The organism is Wenzhouxiangella marina, assembly GCF_001187785.1.
GTDB classification, from domain to species: domain Bacteria; phylum Pseudomonadota; class Gammaproteobacteria; order Xanthomonadales; family Wenzhouxiangellaceae; genus Wenzhouxiangella; species Wenzhouxiangella marina.
In genome coordinates this window covers 2018045-2044664 of the sequence record NZ_CP012154.1, presented here as the reverse complement: position 1 = coordinate 2044664, position 26620 = coordinate 2018045, and the positions used below count along the sequence as shown (strand labels likewise).

General features: G+C 65.8%; 19 protein-coding genes. 9 read left to right on the top strand and 10 right to left on the bottom strand.

From position 1 onward, the window contains the following. Positions 1 to 87 precede the first annotated feature (87 nt). The 3 genes from WM2015_RS08580 (at position 88) to WM2015_RS08570 (ending at position 4042) form a co-directional block, all read left to right on the top strand. Positions 88 to 1437 (top strand): FAD-binding oxidoreductase, encoded by a 1350-nt coding sequence (locus WM2015_RS08580; protein WP_049725649.1) that lies wholly within the window; start codon positions 88 to 90, stop codon positions 1435 to 1437. Positions 1438 to 1580: 143 nt separating this feature from the next. Next, positions 1581 to 3611 carry a S9 family peptidase gene (locus WM2015_RS08575; RefSeq protein ID WP_169751130.1) on the top strand — a complete coding sequence of 677 codons (2031 nt, stop codon included), beginning with the start codon at positions 1581 to 1583 and terminating at the stop codon, positions 3609 to 3611. Between the two features lie 2 nt (positions 3612 to 3613). Then, a complete protein-coding gene (locus tag WM2015_RS08570; RefSeq protein ID WP_049725647.1) occupies positions 3614 to 4042 on the top strand; it encodes a PaaI family thioesterase in 429 nt (142 codons plus the stop codon). A 108-nt stretch (positions 4043 to 4150) separates the two neighbouring features. Here the strand turns inward: WM2015_RS08570 and WM2015_RS08565 are convergent, their stop codons facing one another. Next, positions 4151 to 4669 carry a glycine zipper 2TM domain-containing protein gene (locus WM2015_RS08565; RefSeq protein WP_049725646.1) on the bottom strand — a complete coding sequence of 173 codons (519 nt, stop codon included), beginning with the start codon at positions 4667 to 4669 and terminating at the stop codon, positions 4151 to 4153. Between the two features lie 196 nt (positions 4670 to 4865). Between WM2015_RS08565 and fusA the strand changes: the two genes are divergently transcribed. Then, the gene (gene fusA / locus WM2015_RS08560; RefSeq protein WP_049725645.1) at positions 4866 to 6908 is read left to right on the top strand and encodes an elongation factor G; all 2043 of its coding nucleotides are present in this window, start codon (positions 4866 to 4868) and stop codon (positions 6906 to 6908) included. 21 nt (positions 6909 to 6929) lie between these two features. Here fusA and WM2015_RS08555 read toward each other — a convergent pair whose 3' ends face one another. Further along, positions 6930 to 8039, bottom strand: coding sequence for a hemolysin family protein (locus WM2015_RS08555; RefSeq protein ID WP_245609749.1), 1110 nt, complete (start codon positions 8037 to 8039; stop codon positions 6930 to 6932). 119 nt (positions 8040 to 8158) lie between these two features. On the opposite strand from WM2015_RS08555, the gene WM2015_RS08550 reads away from it, so the two are divergent. Further along, entirely contained in the window at positions 8159 to 9208 is a 1050-nt protein-coding gene (locus WM2015_RS08550) for an efflux RND transporter periplasmic adaptor subunit (protein ID WP_049725643.1), read from the top strand. Positions 9209 to 9218: 10 nt separating this feature from the next. Further along, a complete protein-coding gene (locus WM2015_RS08545; RefSeq protein ID WP_049725642.1) occupies positions 9219 to 12263 on the top strand; it encodes an efflux RND transporter permease subunit in 3045 nt (1014 codons plus the stop codon). A 39-nt stretch (positions 12264 to 12302) separates the two neighbouring features. Here the strand turns inward: WM2015_RS08545 and WM2015_RS15585 are convergent, their stop codons facing one another. After that, complete coding sequence (locus WM2015_RS15585) at positions 12303 to 12944, bottom strand: thiopurine S-methyltransferase (RefSeq protein WP_082169577.1); 642 nt, start codon at positions 12942 to 12944, stop codon at positions 12303 to 12305. Positions 12945 to 13005: 61 nt separating this feature from the next. Continuing rightward, on the bottom strand, positions 13006 to 14286 hold the full coding sequence (locus tag WM2015_RS08535; RefSeq protein ID WP_082169576.1) for a DEAD/DEAH box helicase: 1281 nt from the start codon (positions 14284 to 14286) through the stop codon (positions 13006 to 13008). 282 nt (positions 14287 to 14568) lie between these two features. Here WM2015_RS08535 and WM2015_RS08530 point away from each other — a divergent pair, with 282 nt between their 5' ends. Both WM2015_RS08530 and WM2015_RS08525 read left to right on the top strand, forming a co-directional pair. Then, entirely contained in the window at positions 14569 to 15012 is a 444-nt protein-coding gene (locus WM2015_RS08530; RefSeq protein WP_156201015.1) for a hypothetical protein, read from the top strand. Positions 15013 to 15071: 59 nt separating this feature from the next. Beyond that, positions 15072 to 17285: an SEL1-like repeat protein gene (locus tag WM2015_RS08525; RefSeq protein WP_156201013.1), complete on the top strand. Its 2214-nt coding sequence runs from the start codon at positions 15072 to 15074 to the stop codon at positions 17283 to 17285. 60 nt (positions 17286 to 17345) lie between these two features. Here WM2015_RS08525 and WM2015_RS08520 read toward each other — a convergent pair whose 3' ends face one another. Next, positions 17346 to 18761, bottom strand: coding sequence for a phospholipase D family protein (locus tag WM2015_RS08520; protein WP_245609748.1), 1416 nt, complete (start codon positions 18759 to 18761; stop codon positions 17346 to 17348). 140 nt (positions 18762 to 18901) lie between these two features. On the opposite strand from WM2015_RS08520, the gene WM2015_RS08515 reads away from it, so the two are divergent. After that, positions 18902 to 19102, top strand: coding sequence for a dodecin family protein (locus tag WM2015_RS08515; protein WP_049725638.1), 201 nt, complete (start codon positions 18902 to 18904; stop codon positions 19100 to 19102). A gap of 39 nt (positions 19103 to 19141) precedes the next feature. Here WM2015_RS08515 and WM2015_RS08510 read toward each other — a convergent pair whose 3' ends face one another. The 5 genes from WM2015_RS08510 to WM2015_RS08490 all read right to left on the bottom strand — a co-directional run bounded on the left by WM2015_RS08510 (position 19142) and on the right by WM2015_RS08490 (position 26620). Then, the gene (locus WM2015_RS08510; protein WP_049725637.1) at positions 19142 to 22261 is read right to left on the bottom strand and encodes an efflux RND transporter permease subunit; all 3120 of its coding nucleotides are present in this window, start codon (positions 22259 to 22261) and stop codon (positions 19142 to 19144) included. Positions 22262 to 22266: 5 nt separating this feature from the next. Further along, a complete protein-coding gene (locus WM2015_RS08505; protein ID WP_082169574.1) occupies positions 22267 to 23523 on the bottom strand; it encodes an efflux RND transporter periplasmic adaptor subunit in 1257 nt (418 codons plus the stop codon). Then, on the bottom strand, positions 23520 to 24779 hold the full coding sequence (locus WM2015_RS08500) for a TolC family protein (protein WP_049725635.1): 1260 nt from the start codon (positions 24777 to 24779) through the stop codon (positions 23520 to 23522). Before WM2015_RS08500 ends, WM2015_RS08505 begins: the two co-directional genes overlap by 4 nt. A gap of 80 nt (positions 24780 to 24859) precedes the next feature. After that, positions 24860 to 25240: a hypothetical protein gene (locus WM2015_RS08495; protein ID WP_049725634.1), complete on the bottom strand. Its 381-nt coding sequence runs from the start codon at positions 25238 to 25240 to the stop codon at positions 24860 to 24862. 54 nt (positions 25241 to 25294) lie between these two features. Then, positions 25295 to 26620: a hypothetical protein gene (locus WM2015_RS08490; protein ID WP_049725633.1), complete on the bottom strand. Its 1326-nt coding sequence runs from the start codon at positions 26618 to 26620 to the stop codon at positions 25295 to 25297.

Here is a 26620-nt window from a genome sequence, read left to right as displayed (position 1 = left end):
ATGGATTGGGTGCGGTGTTCACCGCAAGCGCTTGCATTATGGCAGGATCAGCACTGATCCACTGCGACTTGCCGTCAGAATTCGAGCATGCAGACCCTCAGCGATGAGCAAAGCCTGAGCCACTACGGCCGAGACTGGACTCGCTTCTGGCCAGCCCGGCCGAGCAAGGTGGTATTCCCCGAAACCGTGGACGAGGTGGTCGAGCTGGTGCGCCAGGCGCGCGCCGACGGCCAGGCGCTGGTGCCCAGTGGTGGTCGGACCGGATTGTCCGGTGGCGCGGTGGCGGCTCATGGGGAGGTCGTGGTGTCGATGGAGCGGATGCGGAAACTCATCGAAGTCGATGAGTTCGAGCCGAGCATCTGCGTGCAGGCGGGCATGACGGTCGGCGCCGTGCAGACGGCGGCCGCCGAGCATGGCCTGTTCTACCCGGTCGATTGGGCGGCGGCGGCATCGAGCCAGGTCGGCGGCAGCATCGCGACCAATGCCGGCGGCATCCGCGTCCTTCGCTATGGCATGACCCGTGAATGGGTGCGCGGGCTGAAGGTGGTCACCGGCACCGGGGAACTGCTCGAACTCAATCGCGGCCTGATCAAGAACAACACCGGGATGGATCTCAGGCAGCTGATGATCGGCAGTGAAGGGACCCTGGGCATCATCGTCGAGGCGACCCTCGGTCTGTTGCCAACGCCACCGGAGGCCTCGGTGCTGCTGCTGGGATTCTCCGGCCTGGACGCCCTGATGCCGGCACTGGCCGAACTGCGCCAGGGTTTGAGCCTGTCGGCCTTCGAGTTCTTCGATCGTCGCTGCATCGATCATGTCGAAGCGGCCCTCGGCCGAGGCTTTCCTCTGGATGCCGACGCCTGCCCCTATTACGCGGTGGTCGAGTTCGAGGACCCCGGTCAGCAGAACCAGGAGGCGGCACTGGCGCGCTTCGAGGCCCTCATGGAGGCCGGTCACGTGCTCGATGGCACCCTGAGCCAGTCGGGCGCTCAGGCCGAAGAGCTCTGGGCCTGGCGCGAAGCGATCAGTGAGTCGATTGCCCCGCGCACGCCCTACAAGAACGATCTCTCGGTCCGGATCAGCCGGGTGCCCGCCTTCCTGGAGGCCCTCGACGCCCTGGTGCGCGAACGCTATCCCGATTTCGAAGTGCTCTGGTTCGGTCATATCGGTGACGGCAATCTGCACATGAACGTGCTGCGTCCGGAGGATTGGTCGACCGAGGACTTCCACGCCGCCGGACGTGAGCTCAGCCCGGCCGTGTTCGAGCTGGTGCAGCGTTACGAAGGCAGCGTGTCGGCCGAGCATGGCGTCGGCCTTCTCAAGCGCGATGATCTGCACTGGAGCCGCTCGGAAACGGAAATCGAACTGATGCGGGCGATCAAGCGCCAGTTCGACCCTGACGGGATTCTGAATCCCGGCAAGGTCCTCCCGGGCTGAGCCCGGTCTCGTCCTTCGACTCGGTGGGAGGAGGGGCATCGTTCACTCTCGCGGGTCTGCTATCTTGTGCCCCGCAGTCGCGGCCCGGGTCGTGTCATCGGGTCGCCTCGATCGAATCAACCACTTCATTGCAAGGAATGGACATGCGGAAATTCTTGATGGGCTGGTTCTCAGCCTGCGTTTTGCTGGTTTCCGGCGCCTCGGCCGAGGGCTTGAGCCTGGCCGATATCGCGCGGATGCAGACGGTCGGCGAGATCGCGATCAGCGCGGATGGCGAGCACATCGCCTACACGGTCAGCGTTCCTCGCGACCTCGATTCGCAAAGCGACGGCCCCGCCTGGTCGGAACTGCACGTGCTCGGTCCCGACGGGCAGTCGAGCGTGTTCGTGGGCGGCGAGGTGAATGTTCGCGGCCTGTCATGGCGGCCGGACCGGGGCATGATCAGCTTCCTCGCGCGCCGCGATGGGGACGAAAGCGCCCAGCTCTACGGTATCGCGCTGTCGGGGGGCGAAGCGCGCCGACTGGCCGAGATGCCCACGGGCGTGTCGGGCTACAGCTTCAGTCCCGATGGCAACCGGGTGGCATTGATCGCCATGCAGGAAAAGGACTCCGAAGCCGAGGCCCTGGCCGATCGAGGATTCAATCAGATCGTCTTCGAAGAAGATCAGCAGGAGTACGAGCTCTACATCCAGTCCCTGAACGGCGCAGGCGGCGAGCCGCGGCACATCGACGTCGAGGGGTCCGTGCAGGCGGTGCGCTGGTCGCCGGCGGGCGATCGCCTCGCCCTGAGCGTCACCCCGCGGCAGCTGGTCGACGACACCCTGATGTTCAAGCGCATCCGCATCATCGATACGGAGGGTGAGGAGCTGGGTCGCGTGGACAACCCGGGCAAGCTCGGTGATTTCCAGTGGAGTCCCGATGGGCGGCAGCTGGCCATGATCGCCACGACCATCGTCAACGACCCCAGCGAGGGTCGCATTCTCGTGACCGGCGCCGAGGGTGGCGACTGGACCCATCTGATGCCTGGCCATCAGGGGCATGTGCGCGGCATCGCCTGGGCGGCCGAGGATCGACTCCTGTTCCTGGCCCACGAAGGCGTCGAGACGCGCATCGGCAGCATTTCAGCCAACGGAGCGGGCGAGACCACCCTGTTTGCGCGGGAAGGCATGGCCATCACGGGCATGAGTCTGGCGGATTCGGGCCGCCTGGCCGTTTCAGCCAGCACCGCATCGCATCCGTCCGAGCTGTTCGCGATCGACGCCGGCAACAGCGAGCGGCTGACCGACAGCAACCCCTGGTTGGCCGAGATCGATCTGGCCCGCCAGAGCGTGTTCGAGTTCGAGGCCGAGGACGGGCTCATGATTCAGGGCCTGCTGGTCTGGCCGCTGGATTATCGCGAGGGCCAGCGCTATCCCCTGATCCTTGCCGCTCATGGTGGCCCTGAATCCCATTACTCGAACGGCTGGCTGACCAGCTACAACCTCCCGGCCCAGCATGCGGCGGCGGAAGGCTACTTCATGTACTACCCGAACTACCGGGGCAGCACGGGCCGCGGCGTGGAGTTCACGCTGCGCTCGCAGGGCCGTCCGGCCAGGGAAGAGTTTTCGGACCTGGTCGATGGCATCGACGCCCTGATCGACGACGGCCTCGTCGACGGCGACAAGGTCGGCATCACCGGGGGCTCCTACGGTGGGTATGCCTCGGCCTGGGCGGCGACCTACTACACGGAACGTTTTGCCGCTTCCGTGATGAACGTCGGTCTGTCGGACAAGATCGGCATGCTCGGAACCTCGGACATTCCGCGCGAGCTCTACCTGGTCCACTACCGGACCTGGCCCTGGGAGAACTGGGATCTGTACCGTGAAGCCAGCCCGATCTACTACGCTCAGCAGGCCCGGACCCCGTTGCTGATCCTGCACGGTGCGGCCGACCCGCGGGTCGATCCGACCCAGTCCAAGACCCTGTACCGCTACATCAGCCTGCAGGACAATCCGCCGCCGCTGCGTCTGGTCCTGTATCCGGGCGAGGGCCATGGCAATCGCCGTGCCGCCTCGCGCTGGGACTACAGCCTGCGTCTGATGCGTTGGATGAACCACTATCTGAAGGGCGAGGGCGGCGACCCGCCTCCGTATCAGCTCGACTATGGCCTCGATGGCGAGGACGAGGACAGCTGAGCATGGATGCAGAACGCGCCGAGCGGATTCTCCAGCGCCTCAATGCGAGCAACCGGAACACCCTGATGGAGACGATCGGGATCTCCTATACGGCCGTCGGCGAGGATTTTCTTGAAGCACGGATGGAAATCGGCCCCGTTGTCCATCAGCCGATGGGGATTCTGCATGGCGGGGCTTCGGCCGCGTTGGCCGAGTCCGTCGGCAGTGCGGCTTCGGCCTTGCAACTCGATCTGGACCGGCAGTTCGCCGTGGGGATGGCGCTGGACATCCAGCACCTGAAGAGCGTGCGCTCGGGCGCGGTCACGGCGCGGGCGGAAGCGATTCATCTCGGCCGTTCGACCCACCTCTGGGATATCCGTCTTCGTGATGAACAGGACCGAACCATCGCCGTGTCGCGTCTGAGCATGATGGTGCTGGATCGGTCGGACTGATTCTTGCCTTCGATGGTCCGGCAGTGACCCGCACTGCCGGACCCGAGGCCGCCCCGACACCGAAGCCGATGCGGGGCGGATGAGAGGTTCACGGTGGCCAGAAGGGAATCAGTCCAGGGGTGTGACCTCGACACGGATGCGAATCTCGTCGCCCGGGTGCTCGTGGGTGCGCGTGTGGTACAGACGCCCATCGTACTCGTAGGTCACTCGGTAGCCGCTGAGGACCGAACGCTCCTCGTAGTCGCGCTCGAGCCGGCAGTGTTCATGCTGCACCAGGCGATAGCCGTCCGGCTCGCCTCGCTGGCGGTCGATGTCGCGACCGATCGAGCCGCCCAGGGCCACGCCGGCGACAGTGGCCGCACGCCGTCCGTTGCCGCTGCCGAACTGATTGCCGATCACGCCGCCGAGAATGGCACCGAAGATCGTTCCCGTGCGGCTGCGGCGGCCCCGGTCGACGCGCTCGTAGCGATCTTCTTCCCAGCACACTTCCCGGTCGATCGGGCTGCGCTCGATGCGGTACTCGGGGCGGACATCGACCACCGGTACGGTGCGGTAATGATCGCTTCCAGCTTCGGCCGTCGTGGCGAGCAGGAAGCTGGCAAGCAGCAGGGTGGCGGTTCTTTTCATGATTCTTGCTCCTCGGTAACGGGTGATTGACCCAATCGTCGGGCTCCGATGACGGGCCCTGGAACACAGCCTAGGCTGGCCTGGCTGAACCGGGTCTGAACCCGACGGGCAGCGGGGCCGTTTGCTCGTGGCCCGGGGCCTGCATTACGATGGTTTCAAGGGACCTGAGGGGGCAACGCATCGGAGGACATGCCGCATGGCCGACTACGACACCACCCAGATTCGCAACCTGGCCCTGCTGGGCCACGGCGGGGCAGGCAAGACCAGCCTGCTCGAGGCACTACTGGTCAAGGCCGGGGTGCAGGGCGAGGCAGGCAGCCTCGAACGGGGCAGCACCGTGTCGGACTTCGACCCGCTGGAAAAGCAGTACCAGCACTCGCTGAATTCTGCCCTGGCCTCGATCGATTTCGAGGGTACGCATCTGAACATCATCGACACCCCGGGTGATCCCGATTTTCGCGGGCAGGCGCTCGCGGCCATGAGCGCGGTCGAAACCGCGGTCATCGTGATCAATGCCTCGAACGGGATCGAGACCTCCACGCGGCGGCTGATGCGTCGGGCCAGGCAGCGCAAGCTCTGTCGGGTCATCGTCATCAATCGCATGGACGCCGAGGACGCGGATCTCGAAGGCATCGTCCGCGAGATTCGGGAGGAATTCGGACCGCAGTGCCTGCCGATCAATCTGCCCTGCGATCAGCGATCGACGGTCAGGGACTGCTTCTTCAAGAGCGATGGGCAGACCGACATCTTCTCCGTGGCCGATGCGCACACGGAGATTCTCGACCAGGTGGTCGAGGTCGACGAGGACCTGATGGCGGCCTACCTCGACGGCCAGGACATCGACGCCCAGGCTCTGCACGATGCCTTCGAAGCTTCGCTGCGAGACGGCCACCTGGTGCCGATCTGCTTCACTTCGGCCCGTACGGGGGCCGGCTGTGGCGAATTCCTGCGCTTTGCCAAGCGCTTGCTGCCGAACCCCGCCGAGGGCAACCCGCCGGCCTTCCGCTCCGGTCCGGAGGGAGAGCGCGTCACCGCAAGGCCCGATCCGGATGGCCATGTGCTCGCGCACGTGTTCAAGATCAGCAACGACCCCTATGCCGGCAAGCTCAGCATCTTTCGCGTCTATCAGGGCAGCATCGGCCCGGACAGCCAGCTGTACGTCAACGATGGGCGCAAGGCGCTGAAGGTCGCGCACCTGTATCGAATCCATGGCAAGGATCACATCGAGGTTGATCGGGCCATTCCGGGGGATATCCGTGCGCTGGCCAAGCACGATGAGATTCATTACGACGCCGTGCTGCACGACTGCCACGACGAGGATCACTACTACCTCAAACCGATCGATTTCCCGCAGCCCATGTTCGGCCTGGCGGTCGAGGCCAGGACCCGTGGCCAGGAGCAGAAGCTGGCCAGCTCCCTGGCCCGCCTGGCCGAGGAAGACCCCTGCTTCCAGGTCGAACACAACCAGGAGCTCAACGAGACGGTCATCCGTGGCCTGGGTGAGATGCATCTGCGCATCATGCTCGAGCGGATGAAGGCGCGTTACAACGTGGAGGTGGACACGCGCACGCCGAGAATCGCCTATCGCGAGACCATCACCCGGAGCGCCGAAGGGCACTACCGACACAAGAAGCAGACCGGTGGAGCAGGGCAGTTCGGTGAGGTTTTCCTGCGCGTGCGCCCGCTCGGGCGTGGCGAAGGCTTCGTGTTCCGCAGCGAGGTCGTGGGCGGCGCGATTCCGACCAATCTGATCCCGGCGGTCGAGAAGGGGGCCCGGCAGCTGCTGGTTGAGGGCGCGATCGCCGGGTTTCCGCTGCAGGATGTCGAAGTCGTGGTCTACGACGGCAAGCACCACCCGGTCGATTCGAAGGAAGTGGCTTTCGTGGTCGCCGGGCGGCGGGCCTTTCTGGAAGCGGTCCAGCAGGCCGGTCCGCAGATCCTCGAGCCGATCGTCGACATCGAGGTCACGGTGCCGGACGAGTCCATGGGGGATGTGACCGGCAGCCTGGCGGCCAAGCGCGCGCGGATTCAGGGCACGGATAGCCTGCGTGGCGCCATGACCAGCATCTCGGCCTCGGTGCCGCTGTCATCGGTGGCTGACTTTCCGACCGAGCTGAAGAGTCTGACCGGTGGCGAGGGTCGCTACACCATGGCCTTCTCGCACTACGAAGCCGTGCCCGGCCAGGTCCAGAAATCCCTGGTCGAGGAGCACGGCCGCGGAGCGGACGACGAGGCTTGAGGCCGCCGCTCCATCGGGAATTCAGGGCAGCGGGGTGTCGGACCAGTCCAGACCGAGCTTCCGGGCGCGTTTCTGCCACTGCTGGCGCGCCGCGCGGCGAAGATCTTCGGTGGTGTCGCTCTCGTCGACGATTTCCAGGCCAAGCAGGGTCTCGATCACGTCTTCCATCGTGACCACGCCGGCAAAGCCGCCGTATTCATCGACCACCACGGCGAAATGCTCCTGGTCGGCCAGAACCTGGCTGAACAGATTGCGCAGGGAGATGAATTCCGGCACGAAGAGCACGTCGCGGCGCAGCTCCGAAAGCTTGAGCTCGCCCCGACCTCGGGCCATTTCCAGCATGATCTGCGACTTCAGGACGTAGCCCTGGATGTCCTCGTCGGACTCGCCGTAGACCGGAAGCCGGGAGAAGGGCAGATCATCGTGCTCGGCAACCACGTCGGCCACGGTCCGGTCCTGCTGGAAGCGCAGGACGGCCACTCGCGGCGTCATGATGTCCTCCACCCGGATCGCCGAGAAGCGGATCAGATTCAGGAAGATGTTCGATTCTTCCTCCTCGAAGACCCCTTCCTTGTGGCCCGTCTGGGCCAGCAGGCGGAACTCTTCACGGCTGATGGTGGGGCCGTGCTTCTTGCTGGCCAGCAGGCGCGTCAGGTACTGGGACAGCACCACCAGTGGCCAGGTCAGAACGATCAGGACGCTGCAGCTGTGCGCGGTGAAGCCGGCCAGTGCCTTGGCGTAATTGGCGCCGAGGGTCTTCGGGATGATTTCGGAAAACACCAGGATCAGCAGGGTGACGACGGCGGAGGTGGCCGCGACCCAGGCCTGTCCGAAGATGGCCAGGGATTGTGCGCCGACGCCGGCGGCGCCGAAGGTATGGGCGACGGTGTTGAGGGAGAGGATCGCTGCCAGGGGGCGATCGATGTCCTTTTTCAGGGCGTGCAGCTTGCGTCCTGCCGAGCTGCCCTGTTCCCGCATCAATGCCACGTGCGAGGGTGTGATCGACAGCAGGGCGGCTTCGAGGATCGAGCAAAGGAAAGACACGCCGACGGCGAGAAGCAGATAGAACAGCAGCAGGAGCATGGGCGCGAGCGCATCGGGATCGAGGGGGTGAGCCGGCAGTATACCCATCGCGCGCTGCGCCGTCGTCAGGGTTCCGATGCGGGTGCTCGCGCTGGCTGTTCACGGAGCAGGCCAGGTGGCCTGCGATAGAATTCGGAGCCTGTCTTCCCGACGAGCTCGGAACCGCGATGCGCCATCTCAGCCTTTGCCTGCTGGCACTGTCCCTCACCGTGGCTTGCGGTCGATCGGCCGATCCTTCGAGCGCAGAGACCTTCCGCTGGGTGCGAGTCGCGCCCGTGTCCGTCATCGAACGTGATTCCGCCGGGCTCTCCGGGACGGTTCGAGCGCGCTTCGAAACGCCCGTGGCCTTCCAGGTCGGTGGCCGCATCGCCGAGCGTCGGGTCGATGCCGGGCAGCGGGTCGAAGCGGGCGAGGTGATGTTCGAACTCGATCCTCGAGACCTCGAGCAGGCGGTCCGGGTGGCGCAGGCCGACCTTGACACGGCGGAAGCCGAACTGGCGACGGCTGCGGCTGAAACGCGACGCAATCGCGACCTCCTCGCCCGGGAGTTCATCAGCAATCAGGCCTTCGAACAGGTCGAGCTGGCCGAGCGCGCCAGCCGGGAGCGGGTCGACGCGGCCCGGGCCAGGCTCGAGCAGGCCAGCAACGCCCTGGACTATGCCAGTCTGCGGGCCGGTCAGGCCGGGGTGCTGATCGAGGTCTCCGGGGAACCGGGTCAGGTCGTCGCAGCAGGGCAGGAGCTTGCCGTTCTGGCCGGCGATGGACCGCCCGAGATCGAGGTCTTCCTGCCCGAAGCCCTGGGCGTGCCGGCGAGCGGTCGCATCGTTCGGCCCGAGCTCCTTGCCGGCGATCTGGAGCTGCGAGAGGTGGCGGGGGCCGCGGATCCCCTGACGCGGACCTGGACCGCACGCTATCGGGTCCTGGACCCCGATCTCGAACTCCGTCTCGGCAGCGTGGTTCGCGTCGCCCTCGATCTGGCCGAAGGCGGGCCACGCCTGCTTCAGGTGCCGATCGGTGCGATCAACGAGCGCGGGCAGGGGGCTCAGGTCTGGCAGATCGTCGAGGGTCGGGCCCATGCGGTTCCGGTGGAGTTGCTGGACCTGGACCAGGAGCACGCCAGGATCATGGCCGAGCTGCCGGAGGGTGCGGAGGTCATCGCGCTGGGAACGCATCTGCTGCACGAGGGCATGGCGGTTCGGGCCCTGGATCGCCCCTGAGCCTGCCGGAATGAAAACGCTCAACCTCTCCAGAATCGCGGCCAGCGAGCGGGCCGTCACGCTGTTCTTCCTGCTGTTGTCCATCCTCGGCGGTCTGTACGCCTTCCTTTCCCTGGGTCGAGCAGAAGATCCTTCGTTCACCGTGCGTGTGATGGTCGTTTCGGCGCAGTGGCCGGGGGCCACCGTGAACGAGCTGGAGGAGCAGGTCGTCGATCGCCTGGAAAAGCGCATCCAGGAGGTGGAAAACCTCTACCGCATCGAGACCACGATCCGGCCCGGCCGCGCCGATCTCCAGGTGGAGTTCCATGACTACACACCCAGCGAGCGCCTGCCCGAGCTGTTCTACGAGGTGCGCAAGCGAATGTGGGACGAGCAGGGGCGCATGCCGCCAGGTGTGATCGGCCCCTTGGTGAACGATGATTTTTCCGACGTCTATTTCGGTCTGCTGGCCATCACCGCCCCCGGCCTGCCGATGCGCGAGCTCACGCGCGAGGCCGAGGCCTTGCGCGATCGTCTCAAGCGCGTCGAGGGCGTGCAGAAGGCCCTGTTGCTGGGTGAGCGGCCGCAGCGCATCCTGATCGAATTCGACAATGCCGAGCTCGCCAATCTCGGATTGTCTCCCAACGGCATCTTCGATGCGATCGAGGCGCACAATCGTCTGCTGCCCTCCGGCCAGATCGAGACCGCCGGTCCGCGACTGTACCTGCGGCTGGACAACGCCCTGGCATCACTGGACGAGCTCCGGGCCGTGCCGATTCGAGCAGGCGATCGCCTGATCAGGCTGGGCGACATCGCCCGCGTTCGCCACGGTTACGAGGACCCGCCCGGCTTTCTGATTCGCGCCGAAGGGCAGGATGCGCTGGTGCTGGGCATCGTGATGGCCGAGGGGACCAACGGTCTCGAACTGGGCGAGCGCCTCGCCGACTTCGTCGAACGCGAGCGGGCCGTGTTGCCGCTCGGGATGGAACTCGAAGTGCTCAATGATCAGTCCGAGGCGATCGGCCAGGCCGTCAGCCTGTTCCAGCTGAAGTTCCTGATCGCCGTCCTGGTGGTGATGCTGGTCAGTTTCCTGGCGATCGGCTGGCGCGCCGGCCTGATCGTCGGCATCGCCATCCCCGTGACCCTGGGTCTGACCTTCATGCTGATGCAGCTGGCCGGCATGAACCTGGACCGGATCACCCTGGGCGCCCTGATCATCGCTCTTGGCCTGCTCGTCGATGACGCCATCATCGCCATCGAGATGATGCTGGTGAAGATGGAGGAGGGCCTGGCCCGCATCGATGCGGCGGCCTTTGCCTGGCGAGCCACGGCGGCGCCCATGCTGTTCGGCACCCTGGTGACCGTGGCCGGTTTCGTGCCGATCGGATTTGCCCGCTCGGGCGTGGGGGAGTACGCCGGCAATATCTTCTGGGTCCTGGCCTTTGCCCTGCTGGTGTCCTGGGTGGTGGCCGTGACCTTCACGCCCTATCTCGGCGCCGGTCTTCTGCCGGAGCGCGGCTCCGGGGAGTCGACCGAAGCCCAGGCCTACCGGACGCCGCTCTATCGCCGGCTTCGCCGCTGGGTCGAGTTCTGCGTGACCCACGGGAAGCTGGTGTTGCTGGCAACCTTCCTGGCCCTGGTGCTGGCGGTGCTCGGCATGGTCGGGCCGGTCGCCAAACAGTTCTTTCCAGGTTCGGATCGCCCGGAAGTGATCGTCAGCGTGTTCATGCCACCGGGTACGGCCATCGGCGTCACCGACCGGACGGTTCGACGGCTCGAAACCCTGCTGGCCGAGCGCGAGGATGTTCGCAGCCTGTCGGCCTATGTCGGGGCCGGGGCGCCGCGCTTCTTCATTTCCGCCAACCCGGAACAGCCCGATCCGGCCTTCGCCAAGCTCGTGGCCGTGGCCGAGGATGCCGACGCGCGCGATCGGATCATGGCCGACCTCAACCGCGTCATTGCCGAGGGCGCCTTCCCGGAAGCCAGGGTTCGGGTCTCGCGCCTGCTCTACGGCCCACCCGTCGTCTGGCCGTTGGTCTTCCGGGTGGTGGGCGAGGATCCCGAGCGCCTGCGCAGCCTCGCCGACGAGCTGCGCCAGAAGATGCTCGAGCACCCGAATGTGGTCGACCCGCACCTGGAATGGAACGAGCGCGTGCCCGTGGCCTGGCTGGATCTCGATCACGAGCGTCTGCGTCTGATCGGTCTGACGCCGCGATCGGTGGCCGAGCAGCTCGAATTCCAGAGTCACGGGCTGGCCATTGGCGAGATTCGCCAGGACATTCGCAGCGTCCAGCTGCGGGTGCAGGGCTTGAACGAGGATGGGCCGATCGACCCGATGAGCCTGGAGCTCAAGACCGAAGATGGCCGCAAGGTCGCGCTGGCTCAGCTCGGGCGACTGCGAATCCGCTTCGAGCAGCCGGTCATCAAGCGCTATAACCGCCAGCCCTTCGTCGCCGTCCAGGCCGACATCCGAGGCGCCCAGCCCAATGACGTGACCGGCGAACTCTGGGCGGATCTGGCCGACTTGCGCTCCAGCCTGCCGCCGGGCTACCGGATCGATATCGGAGGATCGGTGGAGCAGTCCGGCAAGGCCGATGCCTCGATCCAGAAACTGATGCCGCTGATGGTCGCCCTGATGCTGATCTTCATCATGCTGCAGATGCGCAGCTTCAAGGGCATGGCCGTGGTCGTCGCGACGGCCCCGCTCGGACTGATCGGGGCGGTGCTGGCACTGCTGCTGTTCCGGCAGCCGTTCGGTTTCGTGGCGCTGCTGGGCCTGATCGGTCTGGCCGGCATTCTGATGCGCAATACCCTGATTCTCACCCAGCAGGTGGCCGACAATCTGGCCGACGGTCAGCCGGCACGCGAAGCGATCGTGGAGGCGGCCGTCCGGCGCGCCAGGCCGGTCGTGCTGACGGCCCTGGCCGCGGCGCTGGCCTTCGTGCCTTTGACCCTGGACAGCTTCTGGGGGCCGCTGGCCTTCGTGCTGATCGGCGGCGTGATCGTGGGCACGGCCATCACCCTGCTGTTCGTGCCGGCCCTCTACGCCGTGCTGATGCGGCCGGAGCGAGCCTGAAGAACCTGATCGCTGGTGCTGGATTGCAGAGCGCTGAAATCAGTCGCGGTCCCGGCGGCGAGCTCGATAGACATGCTCGGACAGCAGGGACCGGCCGCTTTCGATAAGCCCCGGGAAGGTCGAATCGATGTCCTGTGCGGCCAGGTGCTCGAACTCGAAGTAGGGGCAGGCCATCAACTCGTCCTCCGCCACCGAGAAGGGTGGGCCTTCGCGGCGCTCCTGCGGGTACTGTAGGGTGATCAGCAGGCCTTCGGCGCCGGGACAGGTGAGCCTGGCCAGATGCTCAAGATAGTCAGAACGCATGGATGCGGGCAGGGCGATCAGAGCGGCACGATCGTAGAAGCGCTGGAAGCAGTGCGAGGGTTGGTAGTCGAAGAAATCGCCGACGACGATCTCGATTCCGTCGTAGTGCCATTTCCGGCCCTGGCGGACGGGCTCATGACCCCATTCCTGGAAGAAGGCATCGACGGCCAGCGGGCTGAGTTCGCAGCCAGTGACCGGGTGACCCTGGCCGGCCAGCCAATGCAGGTCGGGGCTCTTTCCGCACAGCGGGACCAGCACCCTGGCCCGGCTGCCCTGATCGATACGGGTCCAGAAACGGCGCAGGGCGGGGTGCCCCTCGGGCTGGTGAAAGCCGATCTGTCCGGCCTCCCAGCGTTCCTGCCAGAACGATGGATCCATGTTGAAAGCCTGCGGGGTGAACGGGAGGGGCTGGCCGGATGGCTCCGGCCAGCCCGGCGACTCATGCCGCCTTGCGGTTCGCGTTGCCGCCACGGCGCCGACGGCGACGTCCTGGCTCGGAATTGCCGGCGCTCGCCCGACTGGCGGGGGCGCCACGGTTTCGTCCGCCACCGCCACGCCGTCCGCCGCTGGGTTTCTTGTCCGGCGAGGGACGATCCGTCGGTTCGTAGCCCTCGATGACGCGCGTCGGGATCTCGACGCCGACCAGCTTGCGGATGTCCTGGAACAGGCCCTGCTCGTCGGCGCCGATCAGGGAGATGGCGAGGCCGTCGCGCCCGGCGCGGCCGGTCCGGCCGATCCGATGGACGTAGTCCTCGGGCACGTTCGGGATCTCGAAATTGACCACGTGCGGCAGCTGATCGATGTCCAGGCCGCGAGCGGCGATGTCGGTGGCCACCAGCACGCGAATCTCCCGGGACTTGAATTCGGCCAGTGCGCGGGTGCGCGCACCCTGGCTCTTGTTGCCATGGATGGCGGCCGCGGGCAGGCCGTCTGCCGTCAGCTGCTTGGCCAGGCGGTTGGCCCCGTGCTTGGTGCGAGTGAAGACCAGTACCTGTTGCCAGTTCTGATCGCCGATCATCCAGGACAGGAGCTCTCGCTTGCGTCCCTGATCGACATTGATCGCCTGCTGGGCAATCAGTTCGACCGTGGAGTTCGGCGGTGCCGTCTCGACCGGCACTGGATCGTGCTGGTAGCGCTGGGCCAGCTGCTTGATCTCACTGGAGAAGGTGGCCGAGAAAAGCAGGGTCTGGCGCTTCCGGGGAAGGGCCCTGACGATGCGATCGATGGCCGGGCGGAAACCCATGTCGAGCATCCGGTCGGCTTCGTCGAGCACCAGGGTCTGGATCGAGTCCAGCCGCACCGTGCCACGGTCGATGTGATCGATCAGGCGGCCCGGAGTGGCGATCAGGACATCGACGCCGCGACGCAGGCGTTCGATCTGGGGGTTGATGTTGACGCCGCCGAAGACCTCCAGGGACCGAATCGGCAGATGCCGGCCGTAGGCACGGAGATTCTCGTGCACCTGGGCGGCGAGTTCACGCGTCGGGGTCAGAATCAGGGCGCGCAGTCGGCGCTCGCTTTTCTGAGCGCTGAGTTGCTGCAGCAGGGGCAGGGTGAAGGCGGCGGTCTTGCCGGTGCCGGTCTGGGCGCTGGCCATGACGTCCTGTCCGGACAGGACGACGGGAATGGCGCGCTCCTGGATCGGCGTGGGTTGTTCGTAGCCCTGCTCGCGCACAGCGCGCAGCAGATCGGCGCTGAGGCCGAGTGAATCGAAAGACATTGTTTGATTACCTTGTGGACCAAGGCAGGGTTGATCCGCCGGAGCATCCGGTCGGGGGTGTCGTCGGGGAAAGGCCTTGGTCTGTGAGCAATCCGCGAGGGATGGAGAGCAGAAGCGTGTCGCTTCCGGTACCAACGCGGCGCATTCTAGCACGAAGCGCCTTGCGCATGAGTGGACCTCGCTTACACTGGAAACAGCGACGGCGATGTTTGTAGAGGGCAAAGGCATGCCATGTTCAGTCTCGAACACCCGATTCCGGGTTTCAGCAGTGCATCGAAGACCATGAGTTTCCATTCTCGTGACCGGGTACGACTCCGCGCGCGGCACCGCTTCTCCACGCGCCTGGACAGCATCGATCATCGTGGACCCGGCCCGACGATCGCGGATCGCAACAAGGCGTCCGTCGAGCTCGAAGCGGCGCTGATTCTCGTCGTGGTGCTGGCCGTGGCGGTGATTCTGGATGCTGCCAGCTGGACTCTCGACGCGCGCCAGGTGGCGGCTGCGATCGCCCTGTCGTCCTATGCGGGCGCCGTGCTTTCGCCCGATCGCAGTTTCTGTGATCGACTCGAAATGTGGCTCCAGGTCCTGCTCGGTCAGCTGCTGGCCTGGACCCTGCTGGCCCTCGATGGCTGGCGTCTTCTGGACTTCCTGTTGGCCATTCCTGCCGGTCTGCTGGTGGCGGTGCTGGCCAATTTCGTACAACGACAACTCTGGGACTGGGTATGAGGTCAGATGTTTCTCCAACCGCAGGTCGGGCTCGACGCTTGCGGCTGCCGGCAGGCTCGTTGTTCATCGCGCTGTTGTTGACGGCGTGTGCAGCGACCGGTCCGGGCAGTCGATCGGATCTCGAGCGTGGCGAGGCCCTGTGGGCTGCCCTGACACCTTCGTCGCGGGCAATGCAGGTGCCCGAGCAGGAAGCCTATCTCGGGCAATTGTTCGAGCAGGAGCTCAACGCGGACGATTGTCGGCGCCATCGTCCGGCCATCGAGCACTACCTGGCGCGCATGCCCGTCGACCTCGGTTACTGGGAGACGGCTCGAGACTGTGCGGTATTGATGGGAGATGTCTCCTGGGCCCGGCAGAGCCGCGAGCGGATCGCAACGCTGGCTGCCTTTGCGTTTCGGGAAGGTCGGGGCCAGCATGCCTGGAACCCGGCTCCCGTATTGCACGCCTGGGATATCCCGACTCTGGCCGAGGCCAGGGGCCTGCGCCTCAAGTGGATGCGCTACCTGAGCCTCGACAGCGTTCGCCACCTGCTGGTCGAGGCGTCCGTGGTCGATCAGCGTGGAGCCGAGGCTCGCTACTACTTCGACCTGCTCGAAGCCCTGCTGCGACTGAATGCCGACGACCCTTCACTGATCTACCCGGGCAACCGGCGAGCCCTGGTGTTCGGGCAGCTGGAAGCCGACGCACTGAACGGTGACCCGCTTGCCCTGACCGGCTATCTGAACATCGATCCCGAGACCGGGGAGATCAACCCGGTTGCTGCTCGACGCGCCCTCGAGAACGCCTGGAGCGCAGGCATGCCCGGTGCCGGTCTGAGTCTGCTCGAACTGTGTCTCGGCCAGCCGGCCGCACAATGCGAACGCGAGCTCATGGATTGGGTGATCCAGGGTCTGATCGAGCTGGAAATCGCCGAAGGCTACGCGCTTCGTGCGGCCATGGCCATCGCCTTCGATGGCGCAGCGCTCGAGAGCGAAAAGGTGCAGGCCGACCTTCGAGGCGCTGCATCCTTGAGCGAATCGGCGAGGATGGAGTACTACCTGGCCAGCGTGCTCGATGGGCCTCCCGAAGTACTTGGCGCGGATCGCTCAGCCGTGGTGGACGCATTGATCGATCGGGCCGCCGAGGCCGGGGAAAAGAACGCCATGCTGCTCAGTGTGCTGAAGCGGGCGGACGATGTCGACGACCAGCGTTCCGCCGAGCTCATGGAGGAGCTCGAGCATGTCTCCGAGGGCGGTCCACCCCAGGCCTTGCACCTGTTGGCCATGCTGCATGGGCCGATATCCGATCGCGGCAGACGCTTGCTGCACCGGGCCGCGGAGCAGGGCGTTGCCCAATCCCAGTTCATGCTGGGGCTGCTGGCCTCGATCGAAGCGTCGTCGAAGGGATCCGGCGACGCGGAGATGTGGCTGCAGCGAGCCGCTCAGGGTGGCCATACGGCAGCGATGCGACTCCTCGCCCAACGCGCCCTGACCGGGGGATCGGGTGAGGTGGATCATGAGGCCGCCATCGCCTGGCTCTACAGCGCCTGGCTGTTCGAGGACCTGGATTCGGCCCTCTGGCTGGTCGCGCTCTATGCCATCGATCCCGATCTCAATCCGGAGGTGGATCGGCCCGGGCTCGAGCTGGCCCGGAGTCTGATCGAGGATGTCGGCCCCGAGTTGGTCGATTCGCTTGCCACGGTGCTGTTCGAGATCGAGCCGTTTCTCGCCAGGCCCGAGCGTGGCCTGGCCCTGCTCGAGGCGCTCAGCGCCGATGGCCTGGCCGAGGCCAGCCTGGCGATCGCATACCAGCGGTCCGATCATTCGGAAGAAGAAGCCCGGGCCTGGTTCCGGACGGCGATCGAGCAGGGCAGTGTCGAAGCGCGCTACCAGCTCTCTCTCCTCCTGTTCGACGATCCCGGCGGTGTGTCCGAGGCGGTCGAGCAGCTGCAGCTCGCCGTGGAGGCGGGGCATGATTGGGCCAGTAACAACCTGGCCTATCTGTGGTGCACCGGCGAGCGCGGCGCTGCCATGAACCCGCAGGCGGGACTGGCCGTGGTCGAAGCCCTGTTCGAGCGCGTCGAGGAGCCTCACCCCTATCACTTCAGCACCCTGGCCGCCTGTCAGGCGATGGCGGGTCGATTCGAGCAAGCCGTCGAGAATCAGGAAGTGGCACTGGCCGGCGTCGAGAAGAACGAGTACGAGACGTCGTCGGTCAAGTCACAAATGCGCGAACGACTGGCCCTTTACCGAGCCGGGCGCCCGTATCGCTGGGAGGAAGGGGTAGCGCCCTGAAGTTCGCATCCTGGCCCGCGTTATCCATGAACAATGCGGGCCAGGCTGCTGGTCAAGCGCTTAGAAGGTCGACAGTCCGCTCGCTTCCATCAGTCGGTAGCGCCAGTAGCGAAGGGAGCCCTCGTCGGCAAAGGCCTCGTAATCCAGCGAATGCCCGTGGCCTTCGGCATTCGTCCAGCGATCGTCGAAGAAGCGCAGGCCCCGCTGAATCTGCGGATGGTCCTGATCGGCCCTCAGCAGAACCTGGGTCTCGAGGTTGAGGTTGTCGAGATTCCGTCGGGTGAAATTGGCCGAGCCCAGCAGCATGCTGGCCTGGCCACCTTGGTCCAGATGCAACAGGTACTTGTAGTGGCATTGTTCGCCGCGCGTGTAGCACCAGCGAACCGGGATGCCTGCCAGGGTGAGCTCATGAGCCACCTGGCGATTTGGAACCCCGTCCTTCTTGCGCCCGAAGGCGTCTTCGTTGGGATCGAGCAGTACCCGCAGCTCGACGCCTCGTTGGGCGGCGCTCTCCAAAGCCCGGACGATGTCACGATGAGCGAGGTAGAAGACGGCCAGGTCCAGGCGCTCGCCGGGGCCGGCTGCTTCGATGATCGTCAGGATCGCCTCGCGGATGGCGGCTTCGGTCAACACCTGGACGCTGGCCGGTGCAGCTGGCGGAACGTCATCGGCCGCTGGCGCTCCTGGCCTTCTCCAGGCCTGCGCGACACCCGACAAGCGGGCGGTGGCGTCCATGGTCTCGAGGAGATCGAGCGCGGCCGGCCCGGTGAAGGCCAATGCGACATTGCTGTGCCGACTGCTTGCATCATGGGTGTTGCCCGAGGTCACCAGCCCGGCCCAGGTTTCTCCCTGATCGACGACCAGGGCCTTGCGGTGATTGGCCTTGAAATTGAGCAGGCGTAGATAGGTCCGCAGAGTCACGGGCTCGCCACCGACCGGGTTGGGCAACCAGCCGTCGGTCGAATTCCCCAGCCAGCGGCAGCACAGGCGCCAGGCGCCGGACCAGATCGGATTGGAATCCCTCAGGGCCTCGAGCCGGGTCTCGATGACCAGGACTCCTGCCTCCTGCAGCTGATCGAGCCTCGGGGCGTCGACGCCGCCGTAGAGCCGATTGAATGGGTCGGTGATCAGCACGATGTCCATTGAGGGGTGACTGGCTCGCTTGGCGAGCAGTCGATCGAAGACTTCGCCTGACAGCGGTCGGTGGCCGTCGCTGGCCTGACCCGCGAATTCGTTGATCAGGAACATCTCCAGCACGATCAGCTGCTCTGCCTGATCGATCATCTCGAACAGGCGTTCGAAGATCTCCGTGTCCTGGTGCTGCTGACCCCGAGCATCGATCCAGGTGGAATCGACCAGGAATTCCACATCGGCCGCGGCTCTGGGAGGGAAGCTGGCATTCAGCCCCGGGGGCAGGGGTTTGTAGACGTTCCACACCGCGGTGACCAGATACAGGCCGAACAGGGCCAGGGCCACAGTGCGGCGCCTGATTCCTGCGCCAGCTGATTTCCGGGGTCTCGAAGCAGTCGAATTGTCGCTCATCGGGGTCGATGGTAAGTTAGCCGAGGGGCACCGGCAATCGGCGCCCGTGCAAATCAATCTCAAAGGAGACAGCTATGAGCGTTGCCAAGGTCATCGAAATTTCGTCCTCGTCCAGCAAGAGTTTCGAAGATGCCATCGAACAGGGCCTGAAGCGGGCCGAGTCCAGCCTCAACAACGTCAAGGGCGCCTGGATTGCCGAACAGAAGGTCGACTTCGAAGACGGCCGGATTTCCCAGTACCGCGTCATCATGCGAGTGACCTTCGTGCTCGATTGAGCCCGGCCCGTTCCCGATTCCTTTAACCTGGCCGTCGGCTCACTTGAGCCGGCGGCTCTGCCAGATCAGATAGATCGCTGGCATCACGAACAAGGCCACCAGCCAGACCGTGATCACGCCGCCGACCATCGGCGCGGCGATCCGCTGCATCACCTCCGAGCCGGTTCCCGAGCCCAGCATGACTGGAGCCAGACCGAGGAACACCGTCGATTCGGTCATCGTGATCGGTCGGACCCGTCGGATCGCTCCATCGATCACCGCCTTGCGCAGGCCGGCGCGACTGAGGCCATCGCCGCCGATCGATTGGCGATAGTCCTCGAAGGCCTGATTCAGATACACGAGCATGATGACGCCGGTCTCGACGGCAAGGCCACCCAGGGCGATGAAGCCGACGGCCACGCCCACCGACAGCTGGTAGTCCAGCCACCACATCAGCCAGAAGCCCCCGGCCAGCGAGAGCGGGATGGTGGTGAGCACCAGAGCGATCTCGAAGGCGGAGCGGAAGACCATCAGCAGCAGCACCACGATGATGGCGAGTACGAGCGGAATAAGTAAGCCCAGGCGTTCGCTGGCCCGCTCCAGGTACTCGTACTGGCCGGTGAAGCGTAGCGAGTAGCCGGCGGGCAGTTCGATCGCGGCGGCCAGATGTCCTCGGGCCTCCGCGACCCACTCGTCCAGCGCACGGTCCTGGATGTCCACGAACACCAGGCCGACGGGCCGCGCGTTCTCCGAACGGATCATGGCCGGGCCGTGCACGATCTCCAGTCGCCCCAGCTCACCCAGGGTGGTCATCACACCGGACGGCGTGCGCAGCGGCAGGCGTTCGAGGCGGGCCGGAGAATCGCGCCAGTCTGCCAGCAGACGGAGCTGGATCGGGTAGCGCTCGCGACCCTCGATGGCCTCGGCCACTCGAGCGCCCCCGAGTCCGATGCGAACGATCTCGTGCAGGTCCTCGAGATCCATGTCGTGGCGAGCCAGGGCCAGTCGGTCCGGCTCAATGTGCAGGTAGCGCCCGGCGCTTGGCCGGTCGGCAAACACGCTCTGCGTCCCGGCCAGGCTGCCGAGTTCGGCTTCGATCCGTTCGGCCAGTGATTGGATCACGTCCAGGTCCGGGCCACTGACCTCGACGCCGACGTCGGTGCGCACGCCGGTCTGGAGCATGTCGATGCGCGTCTGGATCGGCTGCACCCAGGCATTGCTCAGACCCGGAAACCTCACGGTCCGATCGAGTTTGGCGATGATGTCGTCCGTGTCGATGCCGGGCCGCCATTCCGACTTCGGCTTGAGCGTGATGAAGCTCTCGATCATCGTCAGCGGGGCGGGATCGGTGGCCGTGTCGGCCCGACCGACCTTGCCCATGACCCGTTCCACTTCGGGCTGCTGGGCGATCAGGCGATTGGTCTGTTGCAGCAATTCGCCGGCCTTGCCCGGGGACAGGCCGGGCAGGGTGGTGGGCATGTACATCAGGTCGCCCTCGTCGAGTTCGGGCATGAACTCGCTGCCCAGGCGTGACAGGGGCCAGAATACGGAGCCGAGCAGCAGCCCGGCCAGGACGACGACCAGCCAGGGGCGGTGACAGGCCAGGTCGATCAGCGGTCGATAGGCGGACTCCAGTGCCCTGGCCACCGGACTGAGCTTGCCTTCACTGCCCTTGCGCCCCCGGGTGAAATAGCCCATCAGCACCGGCACCAGGGTCACGGCCAGTCCCGCGGCCGCCGCCATGGCATAGGTCTTGGTGAAGGCCAGGGGGCTGAACATCCGTCCTTCCTGGGCTTCCAGCGCGAACACCGGCAGGAAGCTCAACGCGACGATGAGCAGGGAGAAGAAGATCGGGCTGCCGACTTCCAGCGTTGCCTCGGTGACCTGGCGCCAGTGCTCGGCGGTCGATGTCGGCGGTCGTCGTTCCTGGTGGCGCTGGAGATTCTCGATCAGGACGATGGCCGCGTCGACCATCACCCCGATCGAGATCACGATGCCACCCAGGGACATGATGTTGGCGCTGATGCCCTGCAGATGCATCACCAGCACGGCGGACAGCACCCCCAGCGGCAGGCTGATCAGCAGAACCAGCGAGGAACGCAGCTGCCAGAGGAACAGGCCGATGATCAGCACGACGATCAGGAATTCCAGCGCCAGCTTTTCCCACAGCGTGGCCACCGATCGCTCGATCAGGGCCGCGCGGTTGTAGGTCTCGACGACCTCCACGCCCTCGGGCAGCGCTGCTTCCAGCTCGCTCAGGCGCTGGCGTACCGCGTCGATGACCTCGCGGGCGTTCTCGCCGGATCGCATGACCACGATGCCGGCCACGACCTCGCCCTGACCATCCAGATCGACGATCCCGCGCCTCGGAGAGGGCCCCAGACGGATGTCGGCCACCTGGTCCAGCAGGACCGGCGTGCCATCGACACTGCGGCCCACGGCAATCTGTTCGAGATCCTCGATGGAACGCACGTAGCCCGAGGCCTGGACCAGATACTCGGCCTCGCCCATTTCGATCAGACCGCCGCCGGTTTCGGAGGAGCTGCGTCGCAGGCGAGCGGCGATCTGCATCAGGTCGAGCTGGTAGGCCTGCAGGGCCAGCGGGTCCACGGCCACCTGGTACTGGCGCTCCATGCCCCCGGCGCGAGCCACCTCGGCGACGCCGGGCAGGGATTGCAGTTCGAACTTCAGGAACCAGTCCTGCAGGGCGGTCAGCTGGGCCAGGTCCTGATTGCCACTGCGATCGACCAGGGCGTACTTGTAGATCCAGCCCACACCGCTGGCATCGGGGCCGAGTTCGGCACGGACGCCGGGCGGGAGCTGAGCTTCGATCTGGCTGAGGTATTCCAGCACCCGGGAGCGAGCCCAATAGGGGTCCACTCCATCATCGAACAGCACGTAGACGAAGGCATCGCCGTACATCGAGAAGCCGCGCACGGAATGGGCGCCGGGAACGGCCATCATGGCGCTGCTCAAGGGGTAGGTCACCTGATCCTCGACCACCTGGGGCGACTGACCGGGGAAGCTGGCCCGCACGATCACCTGGGTGTCGGTGAGGTCGGGTATCGCGTCGACCGGCGTTTCCCGAAGCGCGTGCAGGCCGAGGGCGCCGAGCACCAGCGCCAGGATCAGCACCAGGCCGCGGTGGTTCAGGGCGGAGCGAATGAGTAGCTCGACCATGACGCTCAGTGCTCCCCGTGCGAGTGATCGGGGGCCGAGCTCGTGCCCAGGCGCTGGATCGCAGCGCGGATGCTGGCTTCGCTGTCGATCAGGAACTGCCCGGAGCGGACCACCGTTTCGCCTTCGTGCAGGCCGGACAGGACTTCGGTGAACTCACCGCTCTCGAGCCCGGCGCGGATGCTGCGGGCGCCGAAGCTGCCGTCGTCGTTCCGTACGATCACCCGAACCGATTCGCCGGTCCGGATCAGTGCCTCGCTGGGCAGGAACAGGATGTCGTCCTTGGGGCCTGCGAAGATCCGTACCCGGGCCCAGTCGCCGGGCTGAAGCCGCTGATCGACGTTGTCGAGGCGCACGCGCACGCGAGCCGCCCGGGTGGTCGGATCCAGCTCCGGATAGATGAATTCGATGGGCCCGCGCAGGCGCAGTTCAGGGTGGCTGTCGAACTCGATCCGAACGATCTGGCCGATCTCGATCCAGTCGATCTGGCCAGCGAGGACGTCGGCGATCAGCCACACGGATGACGGATCGGCAATCTGCATGATCTCCGTACCGGGCGCGACATAGGCGCCGGGCCGAACGTTCAGGGTCGAAAGGTAGCCATCGCGCTCCGCGTACCAGGGCAGGTACTCGATGAGCGCGCGTTCGGCTTCGATGCGGTCCAGGACTCGGGGCTGGACGTCCAGGATCTCGAGGCGCTGGCGCGCGGCTCTGGCGGTCTGGGTGCGGCCGCCGGCCAGGGCCTGCAGCCATTCTTCCTGGATGTTCACCAGCTCGCGGGCGTAGAGCGTGTAGAGGCGCTGGCCTTCTCGCACGGGGCTGCCCACGGTCGCGACGTCGAGATCCCCGATCCAGCCCTCGACCCGGGGATGGCGGTGGACCAGCCTGGATTGATCGACTTCCACGCGGCCCACGGTGTCGATCGCTCGGAACAGGCGGCCGCGTTCGACCACGGCGGTGCGGAGATTCATTGCCTGTTGGACGCCACCGGCCAGATCGATTCGGACTTCCGGCCCCTGCTGGGCGGCGCGCTGTACCAGATCCATTCCGCAGATCGGGCAGCTTCCGGGGGCATCGCGAATGATCTGGGGATGCATGGGGCAGGTCCAGCTCGTGGCGGACTGGCCGAGTGCACGATCGACCAGGGTGCCGGGCTCGCTGTCATGCGCCCCATGGTCATGTTCCATCTGCTGGGCCAGGAGGGGCTGAGAGGCGGCCAGCATCCATGCCAGCATGGCCAGAAAGAGGCTGATTCTTGTTTTCATTGCAGGTCCTCCGAGGTCCAGTAGGCCAGTTCGCTACGTGCCGCCTGCCAGGCGTGTCGTGCGCCGATCAGGTCGATTTCGCGCTCCAGCAGTTCCAGCTGTGCACGGATGAGTTCGTCGAAGCTGGCGCGATCGTTCCGGTAGGCCGAGAGCGTCGACTCCAGCGTCTGATGCGCCTGCGGCAGGATCCGCTCCTCGATCAGTCGGGCGACATCACGCTGGTGCTCGAACTGAGCGTGTTCGGTGCGCAACTCGCCTTCGACGATCTGGGTTTCGAGGCTCAGGCGCTCGCTCTGTTCGCGACTGCGCTCACGGGCCGCGGCCAGACGCCGATCCTGCCTGGAATCGGTGAACAGGGGCAGGGAGACCGAGACCATGGCGAAGAACTTGTCGGACTGGCGTCGCTGGGTCATCGGATCGCGGCCTCGTGTATGGGCGTAGCCAGCCTCGATCATCCAGTCGGGTCGATAGTCCGCGCGGGCCTGGGCCTGCTCGATGTGTCCGATCTCGATGCGCGCTCTTCTGAGCTCCATCCGCGGGTGCATTTCGCTTGCATCGATCAGTGCCTCGAGCGCGTCCAGCGCCGGCCACTCGGGCCAGGAGGCCGGGGCCTGTGCCTGAGGTCCCCGACCGGTCCAGCGCTGCAGGCGGGTCGCGGCACGAGCCTGCGAGGCCAGGGCTTCCAGGCGTCGCTGCTCGAGCCTGGCCAGTTCGAGGCGGGCAAGGTCGACGTCACGTTGTCGGCCGCTGCCGATGCGATAGCGGCTCTCGGTCAGCTCGACCCATTCCTCGAGCAAGCGGGCAGCTTCGTCCAGACGATCGATGCGCAGTCGCGAAGCCGTCCACTCCAGCCAGGCTTGCTGGACTTCGCGTCGGACTTCGAGTCGCCGTAGCCGCTCTGCATGGACCTGCAGGTCGGCCTGGCCGAGACGCCGCTCCCCGGCCAGTCGCCGAGCTTCGGCATTGGGCAGGCGCTGGCGGAGGCCGAGCTGATACTGGGTCATCATGTCGGCGTCCAGTGGATCGTCCACCGGGACACCACGCGCTCCGAAAAGCAGTTCGGGGTCCGGCAGCGCGGCATCGGCAACGGCCAGCTCCTCGAGGGCTCTGCGCTCGGCGGCCATCGCCGGCAGTGCAGCGTCGCGTTGCAGGGCCAGTTCCGTGGCCTGGTGCAGATCCAGTGCCGGACTGGGCGAAGCGGCCCACAGGCCGAGCAGGGCAAGTAAGACCCTGCAGGATTGGAATGTCGAAGCCATGCGGCCTCCCGTCGATCAGTGACAAGACGAAGTCCGGGAAGCAGCACAGGACTGCTGACCCGGGCATTTCGGGGGTCGGATCAGGCGGAAGGTCTGGGTGGTCGGAGCAGGCTTTCGAGGGGCGGCGGGCTGCGTCGGGTCGTCAGGGCATCGAGGGGCGGCAGGAGCGCTTGAACGTTCTGCGCGATCGGCGCTGCCGGCAAGGCGGACGAGGTGCCGGCGCAGCCACAGCTGCAATCGCCCTGGCAGCAGGAATCAACGTCATTCGCCCCATCCGTCGACGCCGCCGAATCGGCCGGGTCGGATCCCGAGTGGCTGGGGCAGGGATGGCTCGTCTCGCCACTGTCCGCCATCGGGGGGCTGGACGGTGCATCATCGGTCATGAATCCTGCGTGCGCAGGCATGCCGCCGGTGATCAGGGCGGCGAGCAGGATTGCATGGAAGACGATGCGTGCGAGCATTACTGAAGCTTAGGCCACTGGAGGTGATGGGTCAATCAAGGCCATTGGCGCTCGTTACCAGGGCCGGACTTCCGCGAACTCGATATCGGCCATGCGGATCGGCCTGGCGAACTCGCCGCTTCGACTCCGAGTCAGCAGCTGCAGGGTCTCACCGTCGCTGTCGATGATGCGACCCTGGAACTCCTGACCGTCACTCAATCGCAGGCGAACTCGATCACCGTGGTGCAGAGCGATCTGGGAGACGCTGATGCCTTGCCATTCGGGGGCCGGGCCGACGCGAATCTCGCGTTCCTCGAAGCCATCGTCCGCGGGAGCTCGCAAGGTGGCGGTCTGCGCTTCGTTCGGTTCGGGCGGCGACTCCGACACCCGTTCCTGCTCGGAAGGAGGCGGCACGTCGACGGCGCTTGCGCTCATCTGGATGTCGGTGCCTTCGTTGATCGAGAAGCTCGGCTGCAGGCGATCGACCAGTGAGGCAGGGGATAGCTCGAGCAACTGAGCCAGGGGCAGGGGCGCATCGGTTTGCAGATCGAGCGTCAGGCGTGCGCCGGGTGTGCTGATGAAATGGCGGTAACCCGCCACGGTCAGCGAGCCCGGAGCGGCTCCTGCCGCCGCCCAGGCCCCGGTCCAGGCGTCGAGATGGCGCTGGTGCCAGTCGCGCTCGGAAAGGCCCAGTGACCGGCTGCAGTAGTGGTTCAGGCGCTCGATGAATCCGCGGTCCGTGAACGAGTAGTTCAAGTGCCGAAGACCCGCCCGAGGGATCTCGACGACGAGCTCCGAGAATTGTCCGGGACTTGCAGGCACGTCCAGTTCCCAGTGCTGTTCGGTGAGGCTGAAACCAGCCACGTTCAGGCGGCTGTCGAGGAAGATGCGATCCGATTCGAGTCGATAGACGAGCGTCGCGTCGGCTGTGAGGGTCCAGTAGTCCAGGTCGCTCAGATCATAGAGACTGGCGCTTTCGAATTCCGTGCAGCCTGCGGCGAACAGGGGCAGGACCAGCCCGGATCTCGAGATGGGCACGATGTTCAGCGGCTCCAGCAAAGGCAGGCGCAGACCGGCGATCGTGATCCTGGCCTGCTGCGGGATGCGACCTTCGCTGAATTCCCGACTGAGCGCCAGCAGTGCGCCCAGGCTGCCTGCGTCGATGTCGATTTCATCCACGAGAAGACGGTCCGACTCGTCATGCAACTGGAAGGCGATCGAGCCGATCCTGACGCTGCCGCGAGGATCGATGAAGACGCTCCCCCAGCTGAGTTGACCGAAGGGCATCAAAGCGCTGCCGATGCGTTCCAGTTGTCCGGTCACCTTGGCATGCGTCTGCCAGTACAGTCCCGCGATCGCGAGCGGGGCCAGGACAAGCAGGGTGAGGACGGCTTTCTTCAT

Bases quoted from the DNA above. Each gene is read 5' to 3' on its own strand.
- WM2015_RS08570 (WP_049725647.1), top strand. From the start codon at position 3,614: ATGGATGCAGAACGCGCCGAGCGGATTCTCCAGCGCCTCAATGCGAGC.
- WM2015_RS08545 (WP_049725642.1), top strand. From the start codon at position 9,219: ATGAAAACGCTCAACCTCTCCAGAATCGCGGCCAGCGAGCGGGCCGTC.
- WM2015_RS08510 (WP_049725637.1), bottom strand. From the start codon at position 22,261: ATGGTCGAGCTACTCATTCGCTCCGCCCTGAACCACCGCGGCCTGGTG.
- WM2015_RS08575 (WP_169751130.1), top strand. From the start codon at position 1,581: ATGCGGAAATTCTTGATGGGCTGGTTCTCAGCCTGCGTTTTGCTGGTT.
- WM2015_RS08530 (WP_156201015.1), top strand. From the start codon at position 14,569: ATGAGTTTCCATTCTCGTGACCGGGTACGACTCCGCGCGCGGCACCGC.
- WM2015_RS08490 (WP_049725633.1), bottom strand. From the start codon at position 26,620: ATGAAGAAAGCCGTCCTCACCCTGCTTGTCCTGGCCCCGCTCGCGATC.
- WM2015_RS15585 (WP_082169577.1), bottom strand. From the start codon at position 12,944: ATGGATCCATCGTTCTGGCAGGAACGCTGGGAGGCCGGACAGATCGGC.
- WM2015_RS08495 (WP_049725634.1), bottom strand. From the start codon at position 25,240: ATGCTCGCACGCATCGTCTTCCATGCAATCCTGCTCGCCGCCCTGATC.
- WM2015_RS08500 (WP_049725635.1), bottom strand. From the start codon at position 24,779: ATGGCTTCGACATTCCAATCCTGCAGGGTCTTACTTGCCCTGCTCGGC.
- WM2015_RS08505 (WP_082169574.1), bottom strand. From the start codon at position 23,523: ATGAAAACAAGAATCAGCCTCTTTCTGGCCATGCTGGCATGGATGCTG.
- WM2015_RS08555 (WP_245609749.1), bottom strand. From the start codon at position 8,039: ATGGGTATACTGCCGGCTCACCCCCTCGATCCCGATGCGCTCGCGCCC.
- WM2015_RS08580 (WP_049725649.1), top strand. From the start codon at position 88: ATGCAGACCCTCAGCGATGAGCAAAGCCTGAGCCACTACGGCCGAGAC.
- WM2015_RS08565 (WP_049725646.1), bottom strand. From the start codon at position 4,669: ATGAAAAGAACCGCCACCCTGCTGCTTGCCAGCTTCCTGCTCGCCACG.
- WM2015_RS08515 (WP_049725638.1), top strand. From the start codon at position 18,902: ATGAGCGTTGCCAAGGTCATCGAAATTTCGTCCTCGTCCAGCAAGAGT.
- WM2015_RS08550 (WP_049725643.1), top strand. From the start codon at position 8,159: ATGCGCCATCTCAGCCTTTGCCTGCTGGCACTGTCCCTCACCGTGGCT.
- WM2015_RS08535 (WP_082169576.1), bottom strand. From the start codon at position 14,286: ATGTCTTTCGATTCACTCGGCCTCAGCGCCGATCTGCTGCGCGCTGTG.
- fusA (WP_049725645.1), top strand. From the start codon at position 4,866: ATGGCCGACTACGACACCACCCAGATTCGCAACCTGGCCCTGCTGGGC.